23 protein-coding genes and 1 tRNA gene are annotated in these 20,646 nt (G+C 48.2%); 18 read left to right on the top strand and 6 right to left on the bottom strand.

What is annotated here, in order from left to right:
* Nucleotides 1-83 (top strand): 30S ribosomal protein bS22 (locus tag AC9UFE_RS04930; protein ID WP_509546292.1); only part of this gene is annotated, 83 nt, incomplete at its 5' end.
* A 5-nt stretch (nt 84-88) separates the two neighbouring features.
* Here the strand turns inward: AC9UFE_RS04930 and AC9UFE_RS04925 are convergent.
* Nucleotides 89-817 carry an HAD family hydrolase gene (locus AC9UFE_RS04925; protein ID WP_509546286.1) on the bottom strand — a complete coding sequence of 243 codons (729 nt, stop codon included), beginning with the start codon at nt 815-817 and terminating at the stop codon, nt 89-91.
* A 16-nt stretch (nt 818-833) separates the two neighbouring features.
* Between AC9UFE_RS04925 and AC9UFE_RS04920 the strand changes: the two genes are divergently transcribed.
* Nucleotides 834-1,121, top strand: coding sequence for a glutaredoxin family protein (locus AC9UFE_RS04920; RefSeq protein WP_509546283.1), 288 nt, complete (start codon nt 834-836; stop codon nt 1,119-1,121).
* On the opposite strand, the gene aspS is transcribed toward AC9UFE_RS04920, so the two are convergent.
* Complete coding sequence (gene aspS, locus AC9UFE_RS04915; protein WP_509546280.1) at nt 1,118-2,425, bottom strand: aspartate--tRNA(Asn) ligase; 1,308 nt, start codon at nt 2,423-2,425, stop codon at nt 1,118-1,120. The two genes, AC9UFE_RS04920 and aspS, sit on opposite strands and share 4 nt — an antisense overlap.
* A 60-nt stretch (nt 2,426-2,485) precedes the next feature.
* Here aspS and AC9UFE_RS04910 point away from each other — a divergent pair, with 60 nt between their 5' ends.
* From AC9UFE_RS04910 to ccsB, 5 genes are read left to right on the top strand one after another with little or no spacing between them, the layout of a single operon-like run.
* Nucleotides 2,486-3,127 carry a histidine phosphatase family protein gene (locus AC9UFE_RS04910; RefSeq protein WP_509546277.1) on the top strand — a complete coding sequence of 214 codons (642 nt, stop codon included), beginning with the start codon at nt 2,486-2,488 and terminating at the stop codon, nt 3,125-3,127.
* On the top strand, nt 3,124-3,711 hold the full coding sequence (locus tag AC9UFE_RS04905; protein WP_509546274.1) for a TlpA family protein disulfide reductase: 588 nt from the start codon (nt 3,124-3,126) through the stop codon (nt 3,709-3,711). Before AC9UFE_RS04910 ends, AC9UFE_RS04905 begins: the two co-directional genes overlap by 4 nt.
* Entirely contained in the window at nt 3,708-4,442 is a 735-nt protein-coding gene (locus AC9UFE_RS04900; protein ID WP_509546271.1) for a cytochrome c biogenesis CcdA family protein, read from the top strand. Before AC9UFE_RS04905 ends, AC9UFE_RS04900 begins: the two co-directional genes overlap by 4 nt.
* The gene (gene resB, locus AC9UFE_RS04895; protein WP_509546267.1) at nt 4,420-5,949 is read left to right on the top strand and encodes a cytochrome c biogenesis protein ResB; all 1,530 of its coding nucleotides are present in this window, start codon (nt 4,420-4,422) and stop codon (nt 5,947-5,949) included. The genes AC9UFE_RS04900 and resB overlap by 23 nt, the downstream gene beginning before the upstream one ends.
* Nucleotides 5,946-6,857, top strand: a complete 912-nt coding sequence (gene ccsB / locus AC9UFE_RS04890) for a c-type cytochrome biogenesis protein CcsB (RefSeq protein WP_509546264.1) — start codon at nt 5,946-5,948, stop codon at nt 6,855-6,857. Before resB ends, ccsB begins: the two co-directional genes overlap by 4 nt.
* Here ccsB and AC9UFE_RS04885 read toward each other — a convergent pair.
* Nucleotides 6,846-7,841, bottom strand: a complete 996-nt coding sequence (locus tag AC9UFE_RS04885) for an o-succinylbenzoate synthase (RefSeq protein WP_509546261.1) — start codon at nt 7,839-7,841, stop codon at nt 6,846-6,848. The two genes, ccsB and AC9UFE_RS04885, sit on opposite strands and share 12 nt — an antisense overlap.
* A gap of 17 nt (nt 7,842-7,858) precedes the next feature.
* Here AC9UFE_RS04885 and AC9UFE_RS04880 point away from each other — a divergent pair, with 17 nt between their 5' ends.
* The 3 genes from AC9UFE_RS04880 to AC9UFE_RS04870 are packed head-to-tail and all read left to right on the top strand — an operon-like array spanning nt 7,859 to nt 10,764.
* Nucleotides 7,859-8,764, top strand: coding sequence for a 1,4-dihydroxy-2-naphthoyl-CoA synthase (locus AC9UFE_RS04880; protein WP_509546258.1), 906 nt, complete (start codon nt 7,859-7,861; stop codon nt 8,762-8,764).
* A gap of 6 nt (nt 8,765-8,770) precedes the next feature.
* Nucleotides 8,771-9,883 (top strand): AMP-binding protein, encoded by a 1,113-nt coding sequence (locus AC9UFE_RS04875; protein WP_509546256.1) that lies wholly within the window; start codon nt 8,771-8,773, stop codon nt 9,881-9,883.
* Nucleotides 9,880-10,764, top strand: coding sequence for a 1,4-dihydroxy-2-naphthoate polyprenyltransferase (locus tag AC9UFE_RS04870; RefSeq protein WP_509546253.1), 885 nt, complete (start codon nt 9,880-9,882; stop codon nt 10,762-10,764). Before AC9UFE_RS04875 ends, AC9UFE_RS04870 begins: the two co-directional genes overlap by 4 nt.
* Here the strand turns inward: AC9UFE_RS04870 and AC9UFE_RS04865 are convergent.
* Nucleotides 10,726-11,019, bottom strand: a complete 294-nt coding sequence (locus AC9UFE_RS04865) for a DUF4229 domain-containing protein (protein WP_509546250.1) — start codon at nt 11,017-11,019, stop codon at nt 10,726-10,728. The two genes, AC9UFE_RS04870 and AC9UFE_RS04865, sit on opposite strands and share 39 nt — an antisense overlap.
* A 39-nt stretch (nt 11,020-11,058) precedes the next feature.
* Between AC9UFE_RS04865 and AC9UFE_RS04860 the strand changes: the two genes are divergently transcribed.
* Both AC9UFE_RS04860 and menD read left to right on the top strand, forming a co-directional pair.
* On the top strand, nt 11,059-11,412 hold the full coding sequence (locus AC9UFE_RS04860; RefSeq protein ID WP_509546247.1) for a PLD nuclease N-terminal domain-containing protein: 354 nt from the start codon (nt 11,059-11,061) through the stop codon (nt 11,410-11,412).
* A gap of 5 nt (nt 11,413-11,417) precedes the next feature.
* Complete coding sequence (menD, locus tag AC9UFE_RS04855; RefSeq protein ID WP_509546245.1) at nt 11,418-12,986, top strand: 2-succinyl-5-enolpyruvyl-6-hydroxy-3-cyclohexene-1-carboxylic-acid synthase; 1,569 nt, start codon at nt 11,418-11,420, stop codon at nt 12,984-12,986.
* On the opposite strand, the gene AC9UFE_RS04850 is transcribed toward menD, so the two are convergent.
* Nucleotides 12,983-14,224: an isochorismate synthase gene (locus tag AC9UFE_RS04850; RefSeq protein ID WP_509546242.1), complete on the bottom strand. Its 1,242-nt coding sequence runs from the start codon at nt 14,222-14,224 to the stop codon at nt 12,983-12,985. The two genes, menD and AC9UFE_RS04850, sit on opposite strands and share 4 nt — an antisense overlap.
* 69 nt (nt 14,225-14,293) lie before the next feature.
* On the opposite strand from AC9UFE_RS04850, the gene ubiE reads away from it, so the two are divergent.
* The 4 genes from ubiE to AC9UFE_RS04830 are packed head-to-tail and all read left to right on the top strand — an operon-like array spanning nt 14,294 to nt 18,652.
* On the top strand, nt 14,294-14,995 hold the full coding sequence (gene ubiE, locus AC9UFE_RS04845) for a bifunctional demethylmenaquinone methyltransferase/2-methoxy-6-polyprenyl-1,4-benzoquinol methylase UbiE (RefSeq protein WP_509546240.1): 702 nt from the start codon (nt 14,294-14,296) through the stop codon (nt 14,993-14,995).
* Nucleotides 14,996-16,006: a polyprenyl synthetase family protein gene (locus AC9UFE_RS04840; RefSeq protein ID WP_509546237.1), complete on the top strand. Its 1,011-nt coding sequence runs from the start codon at nt 14,996-14,998 to the stop codon at nt 16,004-16,006. It begins immediately after the preceding gene.
* A 25-nt stretch (nt 16,007-16,031) separates the two neighbouring features.
* Nucleotides 16,032-17,387 (top strand): FAD-dependent oxidoreductase, encoded by a 1,356-nt coding sequence (locus AC9UFE_RS04835; RefSeq protein WP_509546234.1) that lies wholly within the window; start codon nt 16,032-16,034, stop codon nt 17,385-17,387.
* 5 nt (nt 17,388-17,392) lie between these two features.
* A complete protein-coding gene (locus AC9UFE_RS04830) occupies nt 17,393-18,652 on the top strand; it encodes an MFS transporter (RefSeq protein WP_509546231.1) in 1,260 nt (419 codons plus the stop codon).
* Here AC9UFE_RS04830 and AC9UFE_RS04825 read toward each other — a convergent pair.
* Nucleotides 18,629-19,117: a YajQ family cyclic di-GMP-binding protein gene (locus tag AC9UFE_RS04825; RefSeq protein WP_509546228.1), complete on the bottom strand. Its 489-nt coding sequence runs from the start codon at nt 19,115-19,117 to the stop codon at nt 18,629-18,631. The genes AC9UFE_RS04830 and AC9UFE_RS04825 overlap by 24 nt on opposite strands.
* Nucleotides 19,118-19,231: 114 nt before the next feature.
* On the opposite strand from AC9UFE_RS04825, the gene AC9UFE_RS04820 reads away from it, so the two are divergent.
* Together AC9UFE_RS04820 and AC9UFE_RS04815 are read left to right on the top strand one after the other, a co-directional pair.
* Nucleotides 19,232-19,313 (top strand) — tRNA-Tyr (locus AC9UFE_RS04820).
* Nucleotides 19,314-19,368: 55 nt separating this feature from the next.
* Nucleotides 19,369-20,646 (top strand): MFS transporter, encoded by a 1,278-nt coding sequence (locus AC9UFE_RS04815; protein WP_509546225.1) that lies wholly within the window; start codon nt 19,369-19,371, stop codon nt 20,644-20,646.

The raw sequence follows: 20,646 nt of genomic DNA, 5'->3' as shown, positions 1-20,646 counted from the left end.
AAAAGCGTCGCAAGCGTATGTCTAAGAAGAAGCACCGCAAGCTACTTCGCAAGACTCGCCACCAGCGTCGCAATAAGAAGTAACCGCGCTATTCGCGGTTAGCTTTTAGTTCCCGCTTCTTGAAATCATAAATCGGCCAATCAGCTGCCTTAGCGTATCTCGTCAAAATCTTGTCTGGGTTCACCGCAACCGGATGTCCAACGGCAGTTAGCATCGGAAGATCGTTTTGTGAATCGCTGTAGGCATAAGAGCGTTTCAAGCTCAAGTTTCTATCTTTAGCAAGGGCCTTTAGGGCCTTTCTCTTCTCAGCACCGTGAATAGGTTTCCCAACTAATTTCCCAGTGAGTATTCCGTTCTTTCTCTCCACCTTGGTACCAATGGCACCAGTGAGACCAAGCTCGTGAGCGATCACATCACCTAGCTCCTGAGGTGCTGCGGTAACTAACCACACTTCTCTACCTTGCTTGATGTGATCTTTCGCAAGCCTTACAGTCTCTGGCCAAAGCTTCAGCTTGATGTGCTTTTCATAAACCTCATCAACAAGCTCTTGAAGATCAGAAACTCTCTGACCCTCCACAAGTGATAGTGCCCTATCTTTTAAGGCGCTTAGCTTGGTGTTGTTTTCACCTTTCCAGATAAACACAAATTGATGCCAGGCGAAGCGCCAGAAATCTTTTCTGCTGAAAAACTTTCTTTCAAAAGCGGATTTACCAAATAAGAAGCTGCTGGATCCGCGCAAGATGGTGTTATCAACGTCGAAGAAAGCAGCGGATAGTTTGGACTGCTCTTTCTTTGCGGACTTAGCTTTATCGGACACCCGCTAAGTTTAACCTGTGGCTACAGTTATTTCTCTCCAGCTTTTGACCAAACCGGGCTGTCATCTATGTGATGAGGCCAGGATGGTTGTAGAGACCGTGGTTTCCCAGTTTCGTAGCGTTCACGCTGGTGTAGCGGCCAACATTCAGGTTCAAATTGATGAAATCAACATTTTGGAAGATCAAGAGCTATTAAATCTTTTCGGCGAAGAGATACCTGTCTTACAAATTAATGGAAAAACTCACGGCTACTGGCGAATCGATCCAATTCGACTTCTTGCAGCTCTAGAGGAAACGGTTAGTTAGGGCTCTAGTCGGTTTGGACCGCGGAACAAGAAACCAACTTCACGAATACTTGGCTGATGCAACATCAGCATGATTACTCGAAGTAATCCCATTCCAAAACCACCATGTGTTGGAGCTCCGTAACGGAAGAAGTCGATGTAAGTTTTTAAACCTTCTGGGTCAAGGCCTTTTTGCTTAGCTTGTTCGATAAGAACATCAACGCGGTGCTCACGCTGGGCACCGGTTGTGATTTCTGTTCCACGCCAGATCAAGTCGTAGCTCTTGGTGAGCTCAGGGTTCCCCTCGTGTCTCATGTGATAGAACGGACGAACAGTAGAAGGGTAGTCGGTTAGAAAAACGAACTCGTGGTTGAAAGTTTCGGCAACGTGAGCTGCAATTTGCCTTTCGCCTTCTGGATCCATGTCGCCACCGCGAACTACCTCATGACCGCGGGCTTTCACGATGTCAACGGCTTCCGCAAGTGGGATTCTTGGGAAAGGTCTGTTTGGAACAATCACATCAATATCAAATAGTCGCTTGATCTCTTCGCCATGCAATTCCTTGACAGCTGAGATTGCAGCGACCATAAGCTCTTCTTGGATATTCATTATGTCTTCGTGGGAATCAATCCAAGAAACTTCCATGTCGATTGATGTGAACTCAGTCGCGTGACGAGAGGTAAAAGATGGGTCCGCTCTGAAAACTGGGCCAATCTCAAAGATGCGTCCCAGCCCTGCCATCATTGCCATCTGCTTATAAAACTGTGGTGATTGGGCCAGGTACGCAAAACCTTCAAAGTATTCGAGCTTGAATAGCTCTGCGTTGGACTCCGAAGCTGATGCCATGAGCTTCGGGGAGTGAATCTCTGTGAAACCGTTTGCTAGCCAGTAGCTTCTCCAAGCCGCCTCAATGGTGGTTTGCACCTTGAAAACCAGATTCATTTCTGGACGCCGCATGTCTAGAAAGCGCCAGTCCAGCCTCTTGTCAATCGAAGTGTCATCAGCAATTGGGGTCTCTGGCTCAGAAAGAGTAACGATCTCTAGATCATCCAGTTGGATTTCTAAACCGCCAAGCTTGACTCGTTCGTCGTGGACCAGGCGACCCATGACCCAAATGAAGCTTCCGTTGGTAAGAGTCGAGACTTTATCTGCCAGCGCATCTTGATCTTCGGGTCTTGGGTAGGTGACCTGAACGTCGCCTGACTCATCCCTGAGAATGATGAATTGAATGCGTTTTTGGTCCCTAAGTTTTTCAACCCAACCACCTAGGACAACGGGACCATCTTTCATGGCCGCTAGGTCTTTTACTAAGTGTCTTTCGCGCATCAAGTTTGCTTTCTTTTTCTGGCTCAGGCCCCAAGTTTAGCGGAGGGTAGACTTAGTGTTATGCCCGCAACCCGTATCCATCTGGTGCGCCACGGGGAAGTACACAACCCCGATGGTGTGCTCTATGGGCGTTTGCCAAACTTTGGTTTATCCCAGTTGGGGCACCAAATGGCTGAAGTTTCAGCCGATCACATCCGATCTAGTGGCGCCAAAATCTCTCGGTTATTCGTTTCCCCTCTTCAAAGAACACTCGAGTCTGCAAAGCCAATTGCCGAGCGCTTCAATGTTCCAATTGAAGTGGAGGACGAAATCATTGAGCCAGCTAACATCTTTGAAGGTCACTCAGTGAGCCTGAAAACCATCGCTCGAAACCCTAGATTCTTGCTTCGCCTTCACAATCCATTTCGTCCATCCTGGGGAGAGCCCTTCCTTGAGATCCAACGCAGGATGGTGGGCGCTATGGAAAGAGCCTGGGCAGAAACTGCCTCAGGAGAAGTGGTTATGGTGAGCCACCAGCTACCTATCTGGATGGTCCACCGCTACAGCCAAGGCCAAAGACTCTCGCACGATCCTCGTCAAAGACGCTGTGATCTTTCCAGCATCACGAGCTTCAAATTTGTAGAAGGCACGCTAACGGAAGTTGATTATCAAGACCCCGCCAAACCACTTCGCGTGAAGGCCACCGATCGGGGTGCTGTTTGAAAAAAGTTGCCATCGCCATAACTCTTGCGGCATTTGTTCTAACTTCTTCTGGCTGCACTACTGACTCGTTGGCCGAACAATTCCGCGAAGGCGATAACAAGAACTACATCGCAGGAGATGGGACAGTAACCGAATACGCTTTGGGCTCGAGACCAAAAGCTGCTGACTGGTCTGGAGTCAGTGAAAGCGGAGACACCCTTTCAAGCGATCAACTGACCGGTGTGATTACCGTTATGAACTTCTGGTACGCAGGTTGCGCCCCCTGCCGAGTTGAGATGCCGGAACTAATTGAACTGCAGGATCAGTTTCTTAGCGATGAAGTTCAATTCATCGGTGTCAACGTTAGAGATACCCCCGAAACAGCGTTAGCTTTTGCGAGGCAAGTAAATCTAAATTTCCCATCTGTCATGGATGCCAAAACTGGATCTGTAGTTTTAGGATTCACCGGTGTAGTTACCCCGCAAGCGGTGCCAACAACATTGGTTATTGATTCCGAAGGAAACGTCTCTGCGAGAGTTCTTGGAAGAATCGATAAAGGAATTCTTGAGGAGCTAATCAAGACCGTGGTCAGGGAGAAAAATTGAATCCCGCTGAAATAGTTTTAAACGGTTCACTGTTTGCCGCCATTCCACTGGCTTTGCTAGCGGGCCTTATCTCGTTTGCTTCGCCCTGTGTGCTGCCACTGGTTCCTGGCTACCTCGGATACATCACCGGTGTCGCTGATGGCTCTGCTAAAAGATCAAGAATGATTATCGGATCTATTCTTTTCGTTCTGGGTTTTACCGCAGTGTTTGTTTCCTTCGGTGCACTGTTTGGTGGAATCGGAATGTTGATTTACATCAACAACTTGGCCTGGGTGCAGCAAGTTCTTGGAGTGATCATAATTTTGCTTGGACTGGTATTAATCGGTCAGTTCTCTTTCCTGCAGAGAAGTTTCAAAACTTCTCTGAAACCAAAGATTGGACTCGCTGGAGCACCGCTATTGGGTGTGGCGTTTGGTCTAGGTTGGACCCCTTGCATCGGTCCAACTCTTGCCGCTGTTCTGACTCTCGCTTCTGATGCCGGTTCGCCGGGTCGCGGAGCGCTATTGGCGTTTTTATATTCGATCGGAATCGGATTGCCATTCATTGCAATTGCCGCAGGGTTTGGTTGGGCTACCAAGTCCGTAGGTTTTGTGAAAAAGCACATCAGAACCTTCAACATCGCCGGTGGCGTGATCTTGATTCTTCTTGGTATCGCACTAGCTACCGGACTGTGGATCGGTTTCGCATCTTGGATTCAGGGGGTGTTCGGTGTCTTTACCCCAGCGCTATGACGCTCCTGATATAGGACTAACTGGTTGGTCCAGATGGATCTGGCGACAACTAACCAGTATGAAAACCGCTCTCATACTTCTATTACTTTTGGCGGCTGCGGCTGTTCCAGGTTCGATCTATCCTCAGCGCTCGGCTGATCCAAACGGTGTAGCGCAGTTCTTCGATAACAATCCCGGGTTAGCTCCGGTTCTAGATTTTTTCCAGCTGTTTGATGTTTACGGATCAATTTGGTTCTCTGCAATTTACATTCTTCTTTTTACTTCACTCGTTGGATGCGTTCTTCCAAGAACCAAGGTGCACTATGAAGCTATTCGCCAAGAACCAGTCAAGACCCCAACATCTTTATCTCGCATGCCTGCATATCAAAAGTCCACTACCCCAAAAGGCCTAGACCCAGTGCAGGTAGGAATGCAGATTCTAAAAAGCAGAAACTTCAGAGTGATCAAGCGCGGGAATTCAATTAGTGCTGAAAAGGGATACATGCGCGAAACCGGAAATCTGGTTTTTCACTTATCACTTGTTGGAGTACTCATAGCAGTCGGAGTTGGCGGTGGCTACAGCTTCTCGGGACAAAGAGTGCTGGCAGAGGGTGACACTTTTGTGAACAACCTTGCAGGGTTTGACTCCTTGTCGCCAGGTCTGTTTTTCAACCCGGAGACTCTGACGCCGCTTAGCGTCACGCTGGATAAGTTTGAAGTCGACTACGACTTCAGCAACGAGACCAATATTGGAGCACCGCTAGATTTTCGTGCCACAGTAACCAGAAAAACCTCCCCCGACGATCCAGGTGAAACCTCGCTGGTTCAGGTCAACTCGCCTTTAGATGAGCCAGGTGCCAGCCTGTACCTAACCGGTCACGGCTACGCTCCAGAGATCACAGTTCGAGACGCCAACGGGGACATCAGCTACTCGGGTGCAACAATTTTTCTTCCTCAAGATAACAACATGACGTCCATTGGAATCATCAAGGTTCCAGACAATCAACCAGAGCAAATTGGAATTGTTGCTTTCTTCTATCCAACAGCGGCAGAGCTCTCAACCGGTGCATACACCTCGATGTTCCCTGGGGTCGTGAACCCGCTGATCTCTATGAATGTCTACACCGGTGATCTTGGGCTAGACAGTGGTCAATCATTGAACGTGTATGCACTGGATACCGACAGACTTACTCAGGTCGCTGGTCGTGATGCTCCAAGCCCAGGAGTGGTTTTGGAACTTGGTCAAACCAAGGATCTTCCAAATGGTTTGGGTACCGTAACTTTTGATGGCATCAAGCGATTTGCCTCGCTGGATATCGCACACAACCCAGGTCAGGCTTGGGTGCTGCTGTTTTCACTACTTGCTTTGGGTGGAGTGATTGTTGGGCTGATTACTCCTCGCCGCAGAGTTTGGGTTAAAAGCACAGCTTCGGGTTTTGAAGTTGCAGCACTTTCCAAGCGAGACGATCCAAGACTTGAAGAAGTTGTTAGAGAATTAACTAACGAGATAAAAAAAGGAAGTAAATGAACTCCGTTGTCCTGAATGAAAGCCTGTCCCAGACCTCTTTACTGGTGGTTTTTGTTTCTATGCTGGTTTTCACCGCTGCTTTTTTGGTATCGGGCTGGCACCTTTCTAAAGCCGCCAGCAAAAAAGTTAAAGAGGTCAAGGCCTCATCGGCTCTAGAGCGAGTCGGGCTTTCTTTGGCTGTCATCGCAACCCTGGTTTTGGCAGCTGGCGTAATAATGCGAGGAATTGCCGCCTCGAGAGTTCCTTGGTCAAATCTTTACGAGTACTCAATTACCGGTGCATTAATTCTCATGATGATCTTCTTGATTTCTATTCGCGTTCAAGAAGTAAGAATCCTTGCCACATTCGTAGTTGGATTTGTACTGTTAGTACTCGGCACGGCTGTATCGCTTTTTTACGTAGAGGTTCAGTCGCTGATGCCAGCACTGCAAAGCTTCTGGCTAGTGATCCACGTTTTGGTAGCACTTTTAGCAACGGCATTCTTCAGCATCGCAGCTGCGCTATCAACCGCTTATCTACTAAAGACAGTTAACTGGGTTGAAAAAGCAAAGACCAAGGGAGTTTCGAATTTCAAGCGCGTAATGGGAATCTTTCCAAAGAAAGAAACTCTTGAACAGCTCGCGTATCGATTCAACATCGTTGGTTTTATTCTTTGGAGCTTCACATTGATTGCAGGTGCAATTTGGGCAGAGCGTGCCTGGCACCGCTACTGGGGTTGGGATACCAAAGAGGTTTGGACCTTTATTATTTGGACAATCTACGCCGGTTACCTCCACGCCAACGCAACAAGAGGTTGGACCGGTAAGCGTGCGGTCTGGTTAGGACTTGTCGGGTTTGCTGCAGTTGTATTCAACTTCACCATCGTGAACATGTTCTTCAAGGGTTTGCACGTTTACTCAGGACTCTAAACCTAGAATCCTTGAGCAGCGTTCCAACCTAGCGATCCACCAGTCAAACCTGTGATCTTCTGCTTTCAAGATTTCTAGCGATGAAGTATTAATCTCTGGACGACGAAGCTCAAGGATGCCATTTTCAGGAATCAACCGGTCTGAAGATAGATCTCCTCCAAAGAGGAAGCCTGTGCCAAGTCCGGCGTCATAACTTAGTTCGGGAAGACAACCAGCGAAGTGCAATTCGGCAGCTAAACCAATTGAGGACTGCATAGCACTCGAGGCGCAGATGTTTAGCTTTGAAGAATTTGCAACCGCTAGAGCGCTATTGATTCCGCCAAGAGGGGCACTTTTTAGAACTAGCAAGTCAGCAGCAGCCGCAAGTTCAACAGCCAGCGGGTCGGAAGCTCTTCTAACTGATTCGTCGGCGGCAATCAATACTTTTTGCCCGCGCCGGGACATCTCAATTCGAAGCACAGCCAGTTCGGCGATTGTTTCAACCGGCTGCTCGAAGAATTCAAGATCAATAGAATTTCTTTCTAGCTCAGAAATCAGCTCTAGCGCCTGATGAACTTTGCATCCGCCATTGGCATCTAGGCGCAATTTGACATCGGGGAATAAGTTTCTAACTTCAAGAACGCGGGCTATATCGTCTGCAATCTCTTGCTTTGGGTCGGCAACTTTGATCTTGACAGTTGCGAACCTTCCTGCGCGGCCAAGAACTTTGGCCACTTCTTCAGTTGGAACCGCAGGCAAAATGGCGTTTACGGGAACCTGTTTTCTAACCGGTTCTGGAACCGTTTCATAGCCCCACTCGATGGCGGCTTGTAACCAGGTGGCGGCTTCCTCATCTTGATACTCAGTGAAGGCTGCCCATTCACTCCAGCCATTAGGTCCTTCAAATACCAGTAACTCTCGTTCAGTTAGCCCGCGGAATTTGGTGCGCAGCGGAATGCTTACAACCTTGGCGGTAGCAACTAAGTCATTCAGGCGAGGCTTCACATTGTTAGTCTAGGAGCATGGCAAATCAAGTTTCTGAGCTTTTCGACGCCAGCATTTGGCACCAAGTGCCAGGTTTTGAGAAGCAAACAGACATTACTTATCACCAGCACAACTCATTGGGCGTTGTGCGAATTGCCTTTAACCGGCCTGAAGTGCGCAATGCCTTTAGACCAAAAACAGTAGACGAGCTAGCCGCTAGCCTCGAGCACGCCAGGACCAATTCAAAAGTTGGTGTTGTCTTATTAACTGGCAACGGACCATCCGCTAAAGACGGTGGCTGGGCATTTTCAAGCGGCGGCGATCAAAGAGTTCGTGGCAAAGACGGATACCAGTACGCAGACGATGAACAAAACCTAGACCCTGAATACTCGGGCCGCCTTCACATCCTCGAGGTTCAGAGGCTGATCCGATTCATGCCAAAGGTTGTTATTGCCTTGGTCCCAGGCTGGGCAGCAGGCGGGGGACACTCCTTGAACGTTGTTTGCGATTTGAGTATCGCAAGTATCGAGCACGCTAAGTTCAAGCAAACCGATGCCGATGTTGGATCCTTCGATGGTGGTTTTGGTAGCGCTTATCTTGCGCGCCAGGCTGGTCAGAAGTTTGCTCGTGAAATCTTCTTCTTAGGTCAAGAGTATGACGCCAATAAGGCAGTGAGAATGGGGGTAGTAAACCTAGCGGTAACTCACAAAGACTTAGAAAAAGTAGGACTCGAATGGGCCGCAGAAATCATGAGAAAGTCTCCCACTTCGATTCGAATGCTGAAGTATGCAATGAACGCAGTTGATGACGGTCTTGTTGGACAACAGCTTTTTGCAGGAGAGGCGACTCGGTTGGCTTACTCAACTGAAGAAGCTGCTGAAGGCAAGAACGCATTCTTGGAAAAGCGCGCTCCAAACTGGGCGCCATATCCTTGGCACTTCTAATCAAAAATGCCCAAGCCATTAGTCGTACTTCCTGCTAACGAAACCGTAAAAGCCTTGCAAGTGATGCTGGATGTAATCGCTTCTAAAAAAGCTCTTTTTGTTTCATCACCGGCAATCAATGGCGTGATGCCAGTGATTGAACCAACACCAGAATTTGTTGATGATCACATAGCTTGTGTTGTGGAGAGCTCGGGCTCTACCGGAGCCCCGAAGAGAATTTCAATTTCACTCCAAGCAATCAAGCACGCGGCAACTGCCGGGCAGGAAAGATTGGGTCCAGCTGGTCAGTGGTTACTAGCCTTACCAATTAATTTCATAGCAGGGCAGCAGGTACTGTTGCGATCGGTTCTTGCTGATACTCAACCGGTGATGATGAATACTGCTTTACCTTTTACTACCGAGGCATTCTTGCGTTCAGCAAACATGATGAGCAACAGCAATAAATACACTTCGCTTGTTCCAACCCAGCTCGCCAAGCTGGTTGCTGCTTGCGAAAGCGATAAAGCATTACTCGAGGCACTCAGAAGTTTCAGAGCCATTTTGGTCGGGGGTCAAGCAACCGCGCTTGAGCTCCAAGAAAGAGCTCTGGAACTTGGCCTGAAAATAGTTATCAGCTATGGCATGACTGAAACTTCTGGCGGCTGCGTCTTTGACGGAATTCCGCTTGAAGGGGTACGGTTAAAAATTGCACCCGATGGCAGATTACTTATTCAGGGAAAAACTTTGGCTGAGGATCAAGATGATTGGATCTTCACCAACGATCTTGCGGAACTTTCCGAGGGAGGCAAGTTGGTTATCTTGGGAAGAGCTGATCGGGTAATTATTTCCGGGGGACTGAAGGTTTCACTGGATCGAGTTGAATACCTAGGCTCAGAACTTTCTGGAGTTGAAGAGATTTCAGCGGTGGCAATAAGCGATGAGACCTGGGGTGAGCGAGTTGGGGTTTGCTACGTTGGCTCACCAGAGGTAGCCGACGACATCGCAAATCAACTTGCTTCGTTGTTAGGTCCTGCCGGAAAGCCAATACGGGTAATCCGAGTTGATAAACTGCCAAAGCTTGCAACATCAAAAATAGACACCATATCGGTTTCAAAGTTGTTTTCTCAGGAGTCGAATTGAAAAAGAAAAACATCCGCCTCTGGATTGAGGGAGCAAGGCTTCGCACGCTTCCGCTTGCAATTGCACCTGTAGCAATTGGAGCAGGAGCCGCCGATGCTATGCAGAGCTTTGACTTACTGCTTACCGCTCTCGCACTAGGTGTTGCTTTGTTTTTGCAAATAGGCGTCAACTTTGCCAACGATTATTCTGACGGCATTCGAGGAACAGATGACAAGCGAGTTGGACCGCTGAGACTTACCGGGTCAAAATCCGTTAAGCCAGAGTCAGTGAAAACTGCTGCGATGTTGTTTTTCCTACTAGCGGCAGCAAGTGGTTTTGAGATTGTTGTCATAACCGGTCAGTGGTGGCTGATTGCAGTGGGGCTGATTTCAATTGTTGCAGCCTGGTTTTACACCGGAGGCAAGAATCCCTACGGGTACGCAGGCTTAGGGGAAATTGCTGTCTTTGTGTTCTTTGGGTTGGTGGCAACAATGGGCACCGCATACATTCAAATAGGATTTGTCGATCTCAACTCACTACTTGGCGGTATCGCGGCTGGAAGCTTTGCGGCTGCTGTCTTGATGGTCAATAACATTCGTGACATTGAAACCGACAAGAGCTCGTCGAAGAAAACCCTTGCTGTTCGGATGGGAGCCAAGTGGTCCAAGAGACTATTTCTTCTTATGATCTGGTTCCCGTTTCTGATACTTCTCTACTTCACACTGCTCTATCCGGCAAGCTTCTTGGCCTTCGGGGCTATATTTTTGTTGGCTCCAGCGACCATCATTGTTTTGACGGCAAAAACTGCTAAAGAGCTAATTTTGGTTCTGAAGCTAACGAGCTTTGCTTCTCTGGCTTACGCCTTACTTCTTACCCTCGGGCTTGTCGTCGTCTTTTTCTAAATCTAGAATTCTGTTTTCGAAGTCTGCGTCAGTATCTGGAACAGCTGAATTTTTGTCTTTACCAAACTGCTTGTAAATCTCTTTGGAAAGCGCATCCCGCTGTTTCTGCAGAAATACTAGGGAAACTGCCAACGCGAGGGCTCCGGAAACCAGTGAGGAATAGAGCCAATCGAAGCCAAGAACAAGGAAAATCGCCAAGAAGCCCGCGAATAGACCCAATCGAGCAGCAATGAAGACTATCCAAGGATTTTTCATAGTTTCATTCTAGGTTTGTATCTGGCTTAGAGTTAAACCATGGTTAGAACACTGCTTTTCATTTTCGCCGCTTGGTTGCTATTCACTGTTTTTGTGACTGTTTTTGCTGCCAGCGCCAAAAAGAATGAAGTTAGAAACCTACCCAAGTGGGCCTGGATCGTCATTTGCCTATTTGTCCCAATCATTGGTGGATTGCTCTACCTGGTTCTTGGCAGACCAGCTGGTGGCCCCAAGAACAGGTTTGGTAAGACCAAAATAGTTGCCCCTGACGATGACCCAGCATTCTTGCGCGATCTATCGGACAAGTTAGACAAAGAAAAACCTGAAGCCCAAAAGCCAGAGACAGAACCGGATGAGGATTCTGGCGACAGTGCCAGTAAGGATAAGTCCTAACTCCAATGCAGTCGGCAGCTCAAGTTTTTTCAGCAAACCTCCTCGCAGCTTTATCAGAACTAGAAGTTGAGGAAGTATTTCTCGCACCTGGATCTAGGTCACAATCCCTTGCTATTGCTGCTCAACAGCTTCACGATTCTAACCGGCTGGTGCTTCGCGTTCGCATCGACGAGCGCTCCATGGCTTTCACTGCACTGGGTGCTGCCAAAGCCAGCGGAAGGCCGGTTGCGATTATCACAACATCTGGCACTGCGGTAGCGAACTTGCTTCCTGCTGTGCTGGAGGCAAGCCACAGCGGCGTTCCGCTTATCTTGCTAACCGCTGACCGCCCCGCTGAATTACGTGGAGTGGGAGCAAACCAAACCACCAACCAGGTCGGCATCTTTGGAGATTCAGTTAGATCCTGCATAGACGTCGAAGCACCAACTGATCCAGTCGACACCAACTTCGTCATAGAGCTAGCTGAGCAAGCAGTTGCAACAGCTCTTGGCATCAACCAAAGATCTGCCGGACCCGTGCAGCTAAATCTTTGTTTTAGAGAACCGCTTTCTTCTGCTGGGCCAAACGCAAGTGATCTTTACCCAGGAGCCAGACTCAGTGATCAGGAAAACTACCAACCAACCTTCGCTATTTTGTCAGGCGAAAAAAACACAGTCATGGTTGCTGGAGCAGAAGCAGGGCTGGAAGCTCTCGAAGCTGCTGAAGCATTTGGCTGGCCAATTTTTGCTGAGCCTAGCTCGAGATGCCGCGTGGGAGCGAACGCCATAATCGGTTACCCAGCTCTTTTGGAAGAAGAAAAAGATCTGACCGAGGGAATTCAGCGCGTGGTGGTTTATGGAAAACCAACTCTTAGCCGTCAGGTGCAAAAACTAATCGCGCGCAAAGACATTGAACTAGTTGTCATCAAATCCAAATTAATGGGACCGTTCAACCCCTATGGCAACGCAAGTGAAATAGCTGACGAGATTACAGTCAACGGTGAAGTCAGTAACGACTGGCTTGCGAGGTGGAGAGTAGCGGCACACAACTGGCTCTCCGTTCAAGAAACCGGAAAATCCCTTGATCGAAGAAAGATTATTGAAACCGTCTACGACATCAGTGAAATCGAAGACACTATCGTGCTTGGTGCTTCTCGAATGATCCGCGAAGCTGACACTTGGGCTCCCGCAAAAGCAATACAGGTATTTGCAAATAGGGGATTGGCTGGAATTGATGGGACCATCGCAACAGCTACCGGAATAGCTCTTGGTGGCGAAGGGTCTTTCACTCGGGCAATCATCGGAGATTTAACCTTGCTTCACGATGCATCTTCGATGATTGAAGATGTTGAAGAAGATCTCAACTTGCAGTTGGTTATGGTCAATGATCAAGGCGGCTCCCTGTTTGAAAAACTCGAGGTGAGAAACGTTGTTGAAGAGGCGGTCTTTGACCGAGTGTTTAGAACAGGTCAAAAAGTGGACTACTGGTCGCTGGCAAACGCTTACGGCTTTAGCTACTTTTGCCCCACCAACGAAACTGAGTTACGTGAGGCACTTACCAAAACGGGCCGAGTGCTAATCGAAATAAAGCTCTAACTCAGAGCGCCACGAATCGGAGCAAACTTCAGCTCGGTTTCTGCCAGTTCGTCCTGCGGATCGGATTCGGAAACCAAACCACACCCTGCAAAAGCTGTAACAACGTTTTGTTCGATGAACCCACCGCGAATTGCGATAGCCCACTCTCCGTCACCATCAGCACCAATCCAACCAACTGGACCTGCGTATCCGCCGCGATCGAATGGCTCCAGTTCACTGATCAGATCCTGCGCGGCTTTTCTTGATGTTCCTGCAACAGCCGCAGTTGGATGCAAATACGCTGCTAAATCCAAAACAGAAATGTTCTTCTTGAGCTTTCCGTAAACATCACTGGCAAGGTGCCAAACATCTGGCAGAGCCAAGGTGAATGGCTTTTCATCAGTATCAACTGTCGTGCAAAACGGCGAGAGTTCCTGAACCATCGAATCAACCGCAAACTCGTGTTCATGCAGATTCTTTTCAGAAACTAGCAGTCCGGCGGCAATTTCTTTATCAGTGTCATCGGTTATTCCCCTGGCTGCTGTTCCTGCCAGTACTCGAGCTGAGACCTGCCCGTGCGAAACCCGAACCAAAAGCTCTGGCGATGCACCGAAGTTCCCAGCCACGCTGTAAACCCAGCAACTTGGGTATCTAACCGCGAGATTCCTAAGTGCAGTTCGAAGATCAAAACCACTGGGTAGCTGGGCAACTATGTCCCTGGCCAGCACAACTTTTTGAATGCGACCGGCTCTGATTTTCTCGATTGCGACTTCGGCTTGGCTCATAAAGTATTCAGCGCTCATCGCACCGTCGTAAAACGTTAGCTTTTCATTAGCTCTATAGGTTGATGGCTGAGTCATAAAATCAGCTGTGATTGAATCTTCTCCTTCAGGGAGAATTTCTGTAATCCAGCTGCGGCCATCTCTAGTTCCAAGAACAAGTCTTGGCACCACAAGGGCCGAATTGATCGTGCTGTCTTCAGAGAAAGTTACAGAACCAAATGCCACGAGCCCTGTGCATTGAATACGAAGCGAATCGGTCACTTCTGCAAGCGAAACCTGATCGCGCCAAATGCTTGCAAGGTCTGAGATGCGGTTTGGTCCAGAAGTCTCGAATCTAGCTACCTCGCCAAAACCGACTATTCCTTGTCCGCCTCGAATGAATACGGTGGCGTCTTCAGGAAAGTGCTTGGTTATGTCGAAGCCTTCAGGCGTGGCAATCTCGCGCGTTAGAACGCGGAGTTTTCCAAGTTTTGACATTCAAACCAGTTCTGATTGGGACCAAAATGGCCGGCTCTCTAAATTCTAAGTCAAAGCTAAGATTGAATAGTGAGTAAAGCCGACCTATCCAAAAAACCGCAACAAGTAGCGGAGATGTTTGATGGTGTAGCGAAAAACTACGACAAAGCTAACGACTTACTCTCATTCGGCTCAGCCAGAATCTGGCGCAAAAAGGTAGCCAAACTAGTAAATTCCCAGCCAGGTCAAACCATTCTGGACCTAGCGGCTGGTACCGGGTCTTCCTCCATAGTGTTTTTGCGCGAGGGCGTGAAAGTGGTGGCAGCAGACTTTTCCAGGGGCATGCTGGAAGAGGGAAGAAGAAGGCACCCGGAACTCGAGTTCGTGTTTGCCGACGCTGCTAATCTTCCCTTTGCTGACCAAGAGTTTGACACCGTAACTATCTCATTTGGCATCAGAAACGTTGAGAAAACTGAGGTAGCTCTGGCAGAAATGCTTCGGGTCCTAAAGCCCGAAGGCAAATTAGTGGTTTGTGAGTTCTCTAGAATCCCAAACAAGTTCTTCAACAGCCTTTACCGCTTCTATTTGCGAAACATTCTTCCAACCCTGTCGGCCTTGGTTAGTAAGACTCCAGAGGCTTACAGCTACCTAGCCGAATCAATCGATGCTTGGCCAAGCCAGCAGGAATTGGTAAAGATCATTGAAGCGGCTGGTTTTGAATCCGTAAGTTACCTAAACCAAACTTTTGGGATAGTCGCCATTCATAGCGGCTTTAAACCTAAGGCGGTCTAGATGGCGCGCACAGCACTACCCAGGCAACTAAGGAAAGTTGCTGATAAGGAACTTCTAAAAAAACTAGAAATTGGCTTAGACAAAGTTGAGCTGCAGTTGATAGAGGCCGTCAAGCACACAGATCCGATTGCCAAGGTAACCACTCGGCACCTGATTGATGCCGGTGGAAAAAGAATTAGACCGATCCTTGTTCTTCTTACCTCGCAGCTCGGCGAAGCAAATCTCGATGAAGTTATTAAAGCTGCGGTCGTGGTAGAGCTAACTCACATCGGAACCTTGTATCACGATGACGTGATGGATGACGCACCGAGAAGAAGAGGCGTTGACTCAGCTCATGAAATATGGGGAAATAACGTAGCAATTTTGACCGGCGATTTACTATTTGCAAGAGCGTCACAGTTGGTTTCCAAGTTGGGTGAAAAAGTACTTACTATCCAGGCAGATACTTTTGAAAGACTTTGCCTCGGTCAACTAAACGAAACAGTTGGCCCACAAGATGGCGAAGATCCAATTGAGCATTATCTAAGAGTTCTTGCAGATAAAACCGGATCGCTCATTGCAGCATCAGCTGAACTAGGTGTGATTTTCTCCGGCGCGGATCAGGCACTTCGTGAGCCGGTAAGAAAATACGGTGAAGCGATAGGTATCGCTTTCCAACTAATCGATGACTACATCGATGTCCATTCGGACGGTTCGGTTTCGGGAAAGACTCCAGGTACTGACCTAAGAGCAGGCGTTTCAACCCTGCCAGTTATGTATCTAAGGCAGGAAGCCAAGAACGATTTGGAGGCGGCCAAGTTGATTGACATAATTGACTCCGGCCTCGACGATGAAGCCAAACTCCAGACCGTTCTTAAGGCTCTCAAGGACCACCCTGTAACGGAGCGAACCTACCAAGAAGCCAAGAGATGGGCTGCGCAAGCTATTAGTGCATTGGACGAATTACCAACAGGCCCAGTTCGTGAAGCTTTGACTTCTTTTGCTGAAGCGATCATAGAGCGCAGTAAATAAGTTTTAGTAAAAAAGGAATAGATAAATGTCTAAGCTCAGGCTTGCGATTGTGGGTGCTGGTCCAGCAGGTATTTACGCAGCTGACCTGATCATCAAATCCGAACTTCGTGACTTTGACGTCTCTATCGATCTTTTTGATTTACTTCCTGCGCCCTATGGACTCGTTCGCTACGGTGTTGCGCCAGATCACCCACGAATCAAGGGGATCATTAGAGCCCTCTATGAAGTGCTTGACCGAGGCGACATCAGATTCTTTGGAAACGTTGAATACGGCAAAGACATAACTCTTGATGATCTAAAAAAGCACTACAACGCAGTTATCTTCTCAACCGGTGCCGTAAAAGATGCCAACCTAAACATCCCAGGTATAGATCTTGAAGGATCTTTTGGTGCGGCTGCTTTTGTGAACTGGTACGACGCTCACCCTGACTTTGAACGTAGCTGGGACCTAAGCGCCAAGGAAATTGCGGTTTTGGGAAACGGCAACGTAGCTTTGGACGTTGCCAGAGTTCTCTCAAAGCCAGCTGAAGCCATGCTCTCAACTGACATCCCAGACAACGTGTACCAGGGACTTCGCGCATCACAGGCTACTGATGTTCACGTCTTTGGTCGAAGAGGACCTGCTCAGGTGAAGTTCTCGCCGTTAGAACTTCGTGAGGCAGTTCACATAGAAGGCGTAGACACAATTGTCTATGACGAGGACTTCCAATATGACGAGGGTTCACAGAAAGCTATTGATAGCAATAACCAAACCAGGGTCATGGTGAAAACCTTGGAAGAGCTTCGATCAAATGAGCTAACTGGCGCTAAGCGCAGACTGCACCTGCACTTCTTTAGTGCTCCTGTTGAGATCTTGGAAAAAGCCGGCCAGGTAGCCGGTATCAAGATTGAAAGAACCAAGCTCGATGGAACAGGCAACGTGAAGCCAACTGGTGAGTTTCGTGAGTTCCCGATTCAGGCCATTTATCGCGCGGTTGGATACTTTGGCTCTGAATTATCGGAAGTCCCTTTTGACGAGAAAGCCGGTGTAATTCCAAACGACAAGGGACGGGTTCTGGATTCAGACGGAAAGCACATCCAGGGCGTTTACGCGACAGGATGGATCAAGCGCGGTCCAGTAGGACTAATTGGACACACTAAGAGTGATGCAATTGAAACCATTGCTCAGATTATTGAAGACAAGAACAATTGGTGGAGCCCAGCTTCACCTTCCGAGGATTCAATAACCGAGTTGCTAACTTCGAGAAAGATTGATTTTGTTGGTTGGCCAGAATGGCTCAGAATCGATGCCGAGGAAAAGCGCTTAGGTGAAGCCGAAGAGCGCGAGCGTATCAAGCTTGTTGAGCGCGAAGACTTCCTAACTATTGCGAAAAAGAAGTAGCTCACGTGCCCCTACCTCCAGAAAGACTAAAGAGTGCACAAACAGCACTTGCTGTGTTCTTCTTCACCCAGGGATTTGTTGCGATTACCTTTATCCCGCGAATACCTGAAATCATCGAGCAGATTGGCGTCTCGTTCGCCGTCTGGGGATTGATTATTGGATTTGCAGGAATCGGTTCTTTGTTGCCGCTATTGGTTGCGAACCGTTTGGTTGGAAGATTCGGAACCAGGCCAATCATTAACCTCTCGAGCGTATTCATTGTGTTATCGGTGATGAGCTTGGCTTGGGCACCCAACGGTTTTGTTTTCTTCCTGTTCCAAACCGTGATGATGTTTAGCATGAGTTTTTTCAATATCGCAATTAACGCTCAATCAGTGATGCTGCAAAAAAGAGTCAAGAAAGTGATTATCGGTAAGTTCCACGCCGCCTGGAGTATCGGGGCAGGAGTAAGTGCCGCGTTATCTGGAATCATGGCCAGCTTTGTTTCGCTCCAGATTCACTTGTTTGTTGTTCCTCTAGTTTGCTTAGTGGTGTTCCAGGTTTATGTTCGATCCATGCTTTCTCCTGAGGAAGATGGTCACAAAGAAGAGAAGCAGGCTTCCAAGAAGGTTCCGTTCTTCAAGTCCCCAAATCAGCTTTGGCTTTTAGCCCTTGGCCTATTTACTGGAGTGTTCCTAGAGCTAGTGATGATGGACTGGTCCGCACTTTTCTCGCAGGAGGTAATGCTGCTGTCACCAACTTTGGGAGCGGTGCCTTTTGCATCATTCATGCTTGCCATGATCGGTGGCCGTTTATTGATTACTAGGGCAACTGAGAAATATCACATCAGTGAGTTATCTAAGTGGGGTGGAATTTACGGTTCGATCATGATGGCGGTCGGCCTAGTAGTGGCTCCAGCGATTGTCGAGCACGATCCGATTCTGGCCCTAGTGGTCCTTTCATTCTTCTGGGCTCTTGGTGGGTTCGGGCTTGCTCCACTGGTTCCATCGTTTTTTGGAGCAGCTGGCCACGTTTCTGGCCTCACCACTTCCCAGGCTCTCGCGAGAATGTCGCTACTGAACTCGCTGGCTGTAATTGGCGCCAAGGTTGTTATGGGTGGTTTGGCAGAAAGCGTTGGTCTTCAGATAGCTTTCGTGCTACCAATTGTTTTGATGTTTATTGCCGGCATACTATCTGGACGACTTGCCAAGCAAGCTAAGCGCAAGGAAGCTGTTGAAAACGCTTTCCCAATTACCGGTTCACTAACGGTAATTGACGAATTGTAAATCTACTTCTAGGTCTTTAGATTTCAGCAGAGCCTGAAGCTCCTGCAAATCATCTCTAGATTTACTTGAAACCCTAAGCTCATCTCCTTGAATCTGGCTCTTGATGCTCTTTGGGCCTTCCTCACGGATGACCTTTGAAATCTTCTTGGCCTGTTCTTGGTTGATGCCGTCTTTTATTTTGGCTTCGATGCGGAATTCTTTACCGGAAGGAAAAGGCTTGCCATCTTCCAGGCTTTTTAGAGAAACTCCACGCTTTACAAGCTTGCTTTGGAAGACATCAAGAATTGCCTTAACTCTTTCTTCGCTATTGGCTTTCATCAAGATCTTGTCGCCAGATTGCTCAATCGATGCACCAACGCCTTTGAAGTCATAACGCTGCTCTACTTCTTTATGAGCCTGGTTTAGGGCATTTGCCACTTCTTGAGGGTCAACTTTGCTTACGATGTCAAATGAGGAATCAGCCATGCGGTTAGTTTACCCAAGCAGCCATTGGTTCAAGGGCAAATAACAGTGGTTAGCGTTTGGTAAGTATTGGTATCCTTTTAAGGCATCCAATCCAACTGTTTAGATTTGTTGCATGGCTAGTTACCCAAGCGGCCAAAGGGAACTGACTGTAAATCAGCTGGCTCAGCCTTCGGGGGTTCGAATCCCTCACTAGCCACAAAACCCCAGCCCTCAAGGCTGGGGTTTTATATCTACCAAAAGAGGAATCACTAATGGAACAACCGAGTCAAGAGGCACTTAAACCTCAGAGCGAATCAATGCCGGGCTGGAAAAAGAAAGTGACCGTCTTTCTAGTAGGTCAGACCATCACAACCTTCGGATCGCTACTAGTTCAATACGCGCTGCTGTGGCACCTGACTTTGACTACTAAATCTGGCGTAGTACTGGCTTTAGCGGCGGTCTTTGGATTCTTGCCTCAGGCAATCGTCTCGATTTTTGCAGGGGTTTGGGCTGATCGAGTAAATCGCAAAGTTATGATCATTCTTTCTGACTCGACAATTGCCCTAGCCACTTTAGTTCTCGCGTTTTTCATGCTTTCCGGAGTAGATGATTTGTGGCTCGTTTTTCTGGTGATGGCCGTTCGTTCTGTCGGTGCTGGCATTCAGATGCCGGCAATTTCAGCACTGATTCCACAGATAGTTCCTACCGACAAACTAATGAGAGTTAATGGAATCAATAGCAGTGTTCAATCCTCACTTTTGATTATTGGCCCGGTTGCTGCGGCTGGAATTTACTCAACTGTTTCGTTGGCAGCAATCCTGTTTGTTGATGTTGTCACGGCAGTTATCGGACTTACTTTATTAGCAACAATTGCCGTTCCAACACTTTCCAGGGCAGCAAGTAATGACAAGCCTTCTTATTTCACAGATTTGAAAGAAGGCTTGAATTACATCTTCAGTCATGACCTAGTTCGCTGGGTAATGGTTATTTACTCGATTGTGTTTTTGCTGGTTGTTGCCCCATCGAATCTTTCCCCATTGATGCTGGTTAGAACCTTTGGCGGCGATGTTTGGCTTCTAACGGTTCTCGAGCTTTCTTTTGGCATTGGAATGGTAGCCGGTGGAGCCCTGATGGCAATATTTGCCTCCAAAATGGATCGGTTGGGATTGATGGTTGGAACCTCAATCCTCTTTGGCGTTCTCGCCGTTGTAATGGGCTTTACAACTAACTTGATTCTTTTCTATAGCTTGTTTTTCTTAATTGGACTCGCAGTTCCAGCTTTCTCAACATCGTCAATGACCTTGCTCCAAGAAACTGTTGAGACGGAGCGTCAAGGACGAGTGTTTGGTTTTGTGGGGATTGTAATGGCGGTAGCCATGCCCCTTGGAATGGCGGTGCTTGGACCGCTTGCAGACATTGTCTCGGTAGAGATACTACTGATTGCAACCGGAGCGCTAACCGTCGGTGTGGCTGTGGTTGCAGTTCTGTTACCGGCAGGCAAAAGAGCCATTGCTGCAGCTCACTCCTCAACTGGAGTTGCAACCGACTAG

The sequence above is a fragment of the Rhodoluna sp. genome (assembly GCF_044239955.1).
Lineage (GTDB): Bacteria > Actinomycetota > Actinomycetes > Actinomycetales > Microbacteriaceae > Rhodoluna.
The sequence above is the reverse complement of the archived record's forward strand: the minus strand, read 5'-3'. Positions and strand labels throughout refer to the sequence as shown.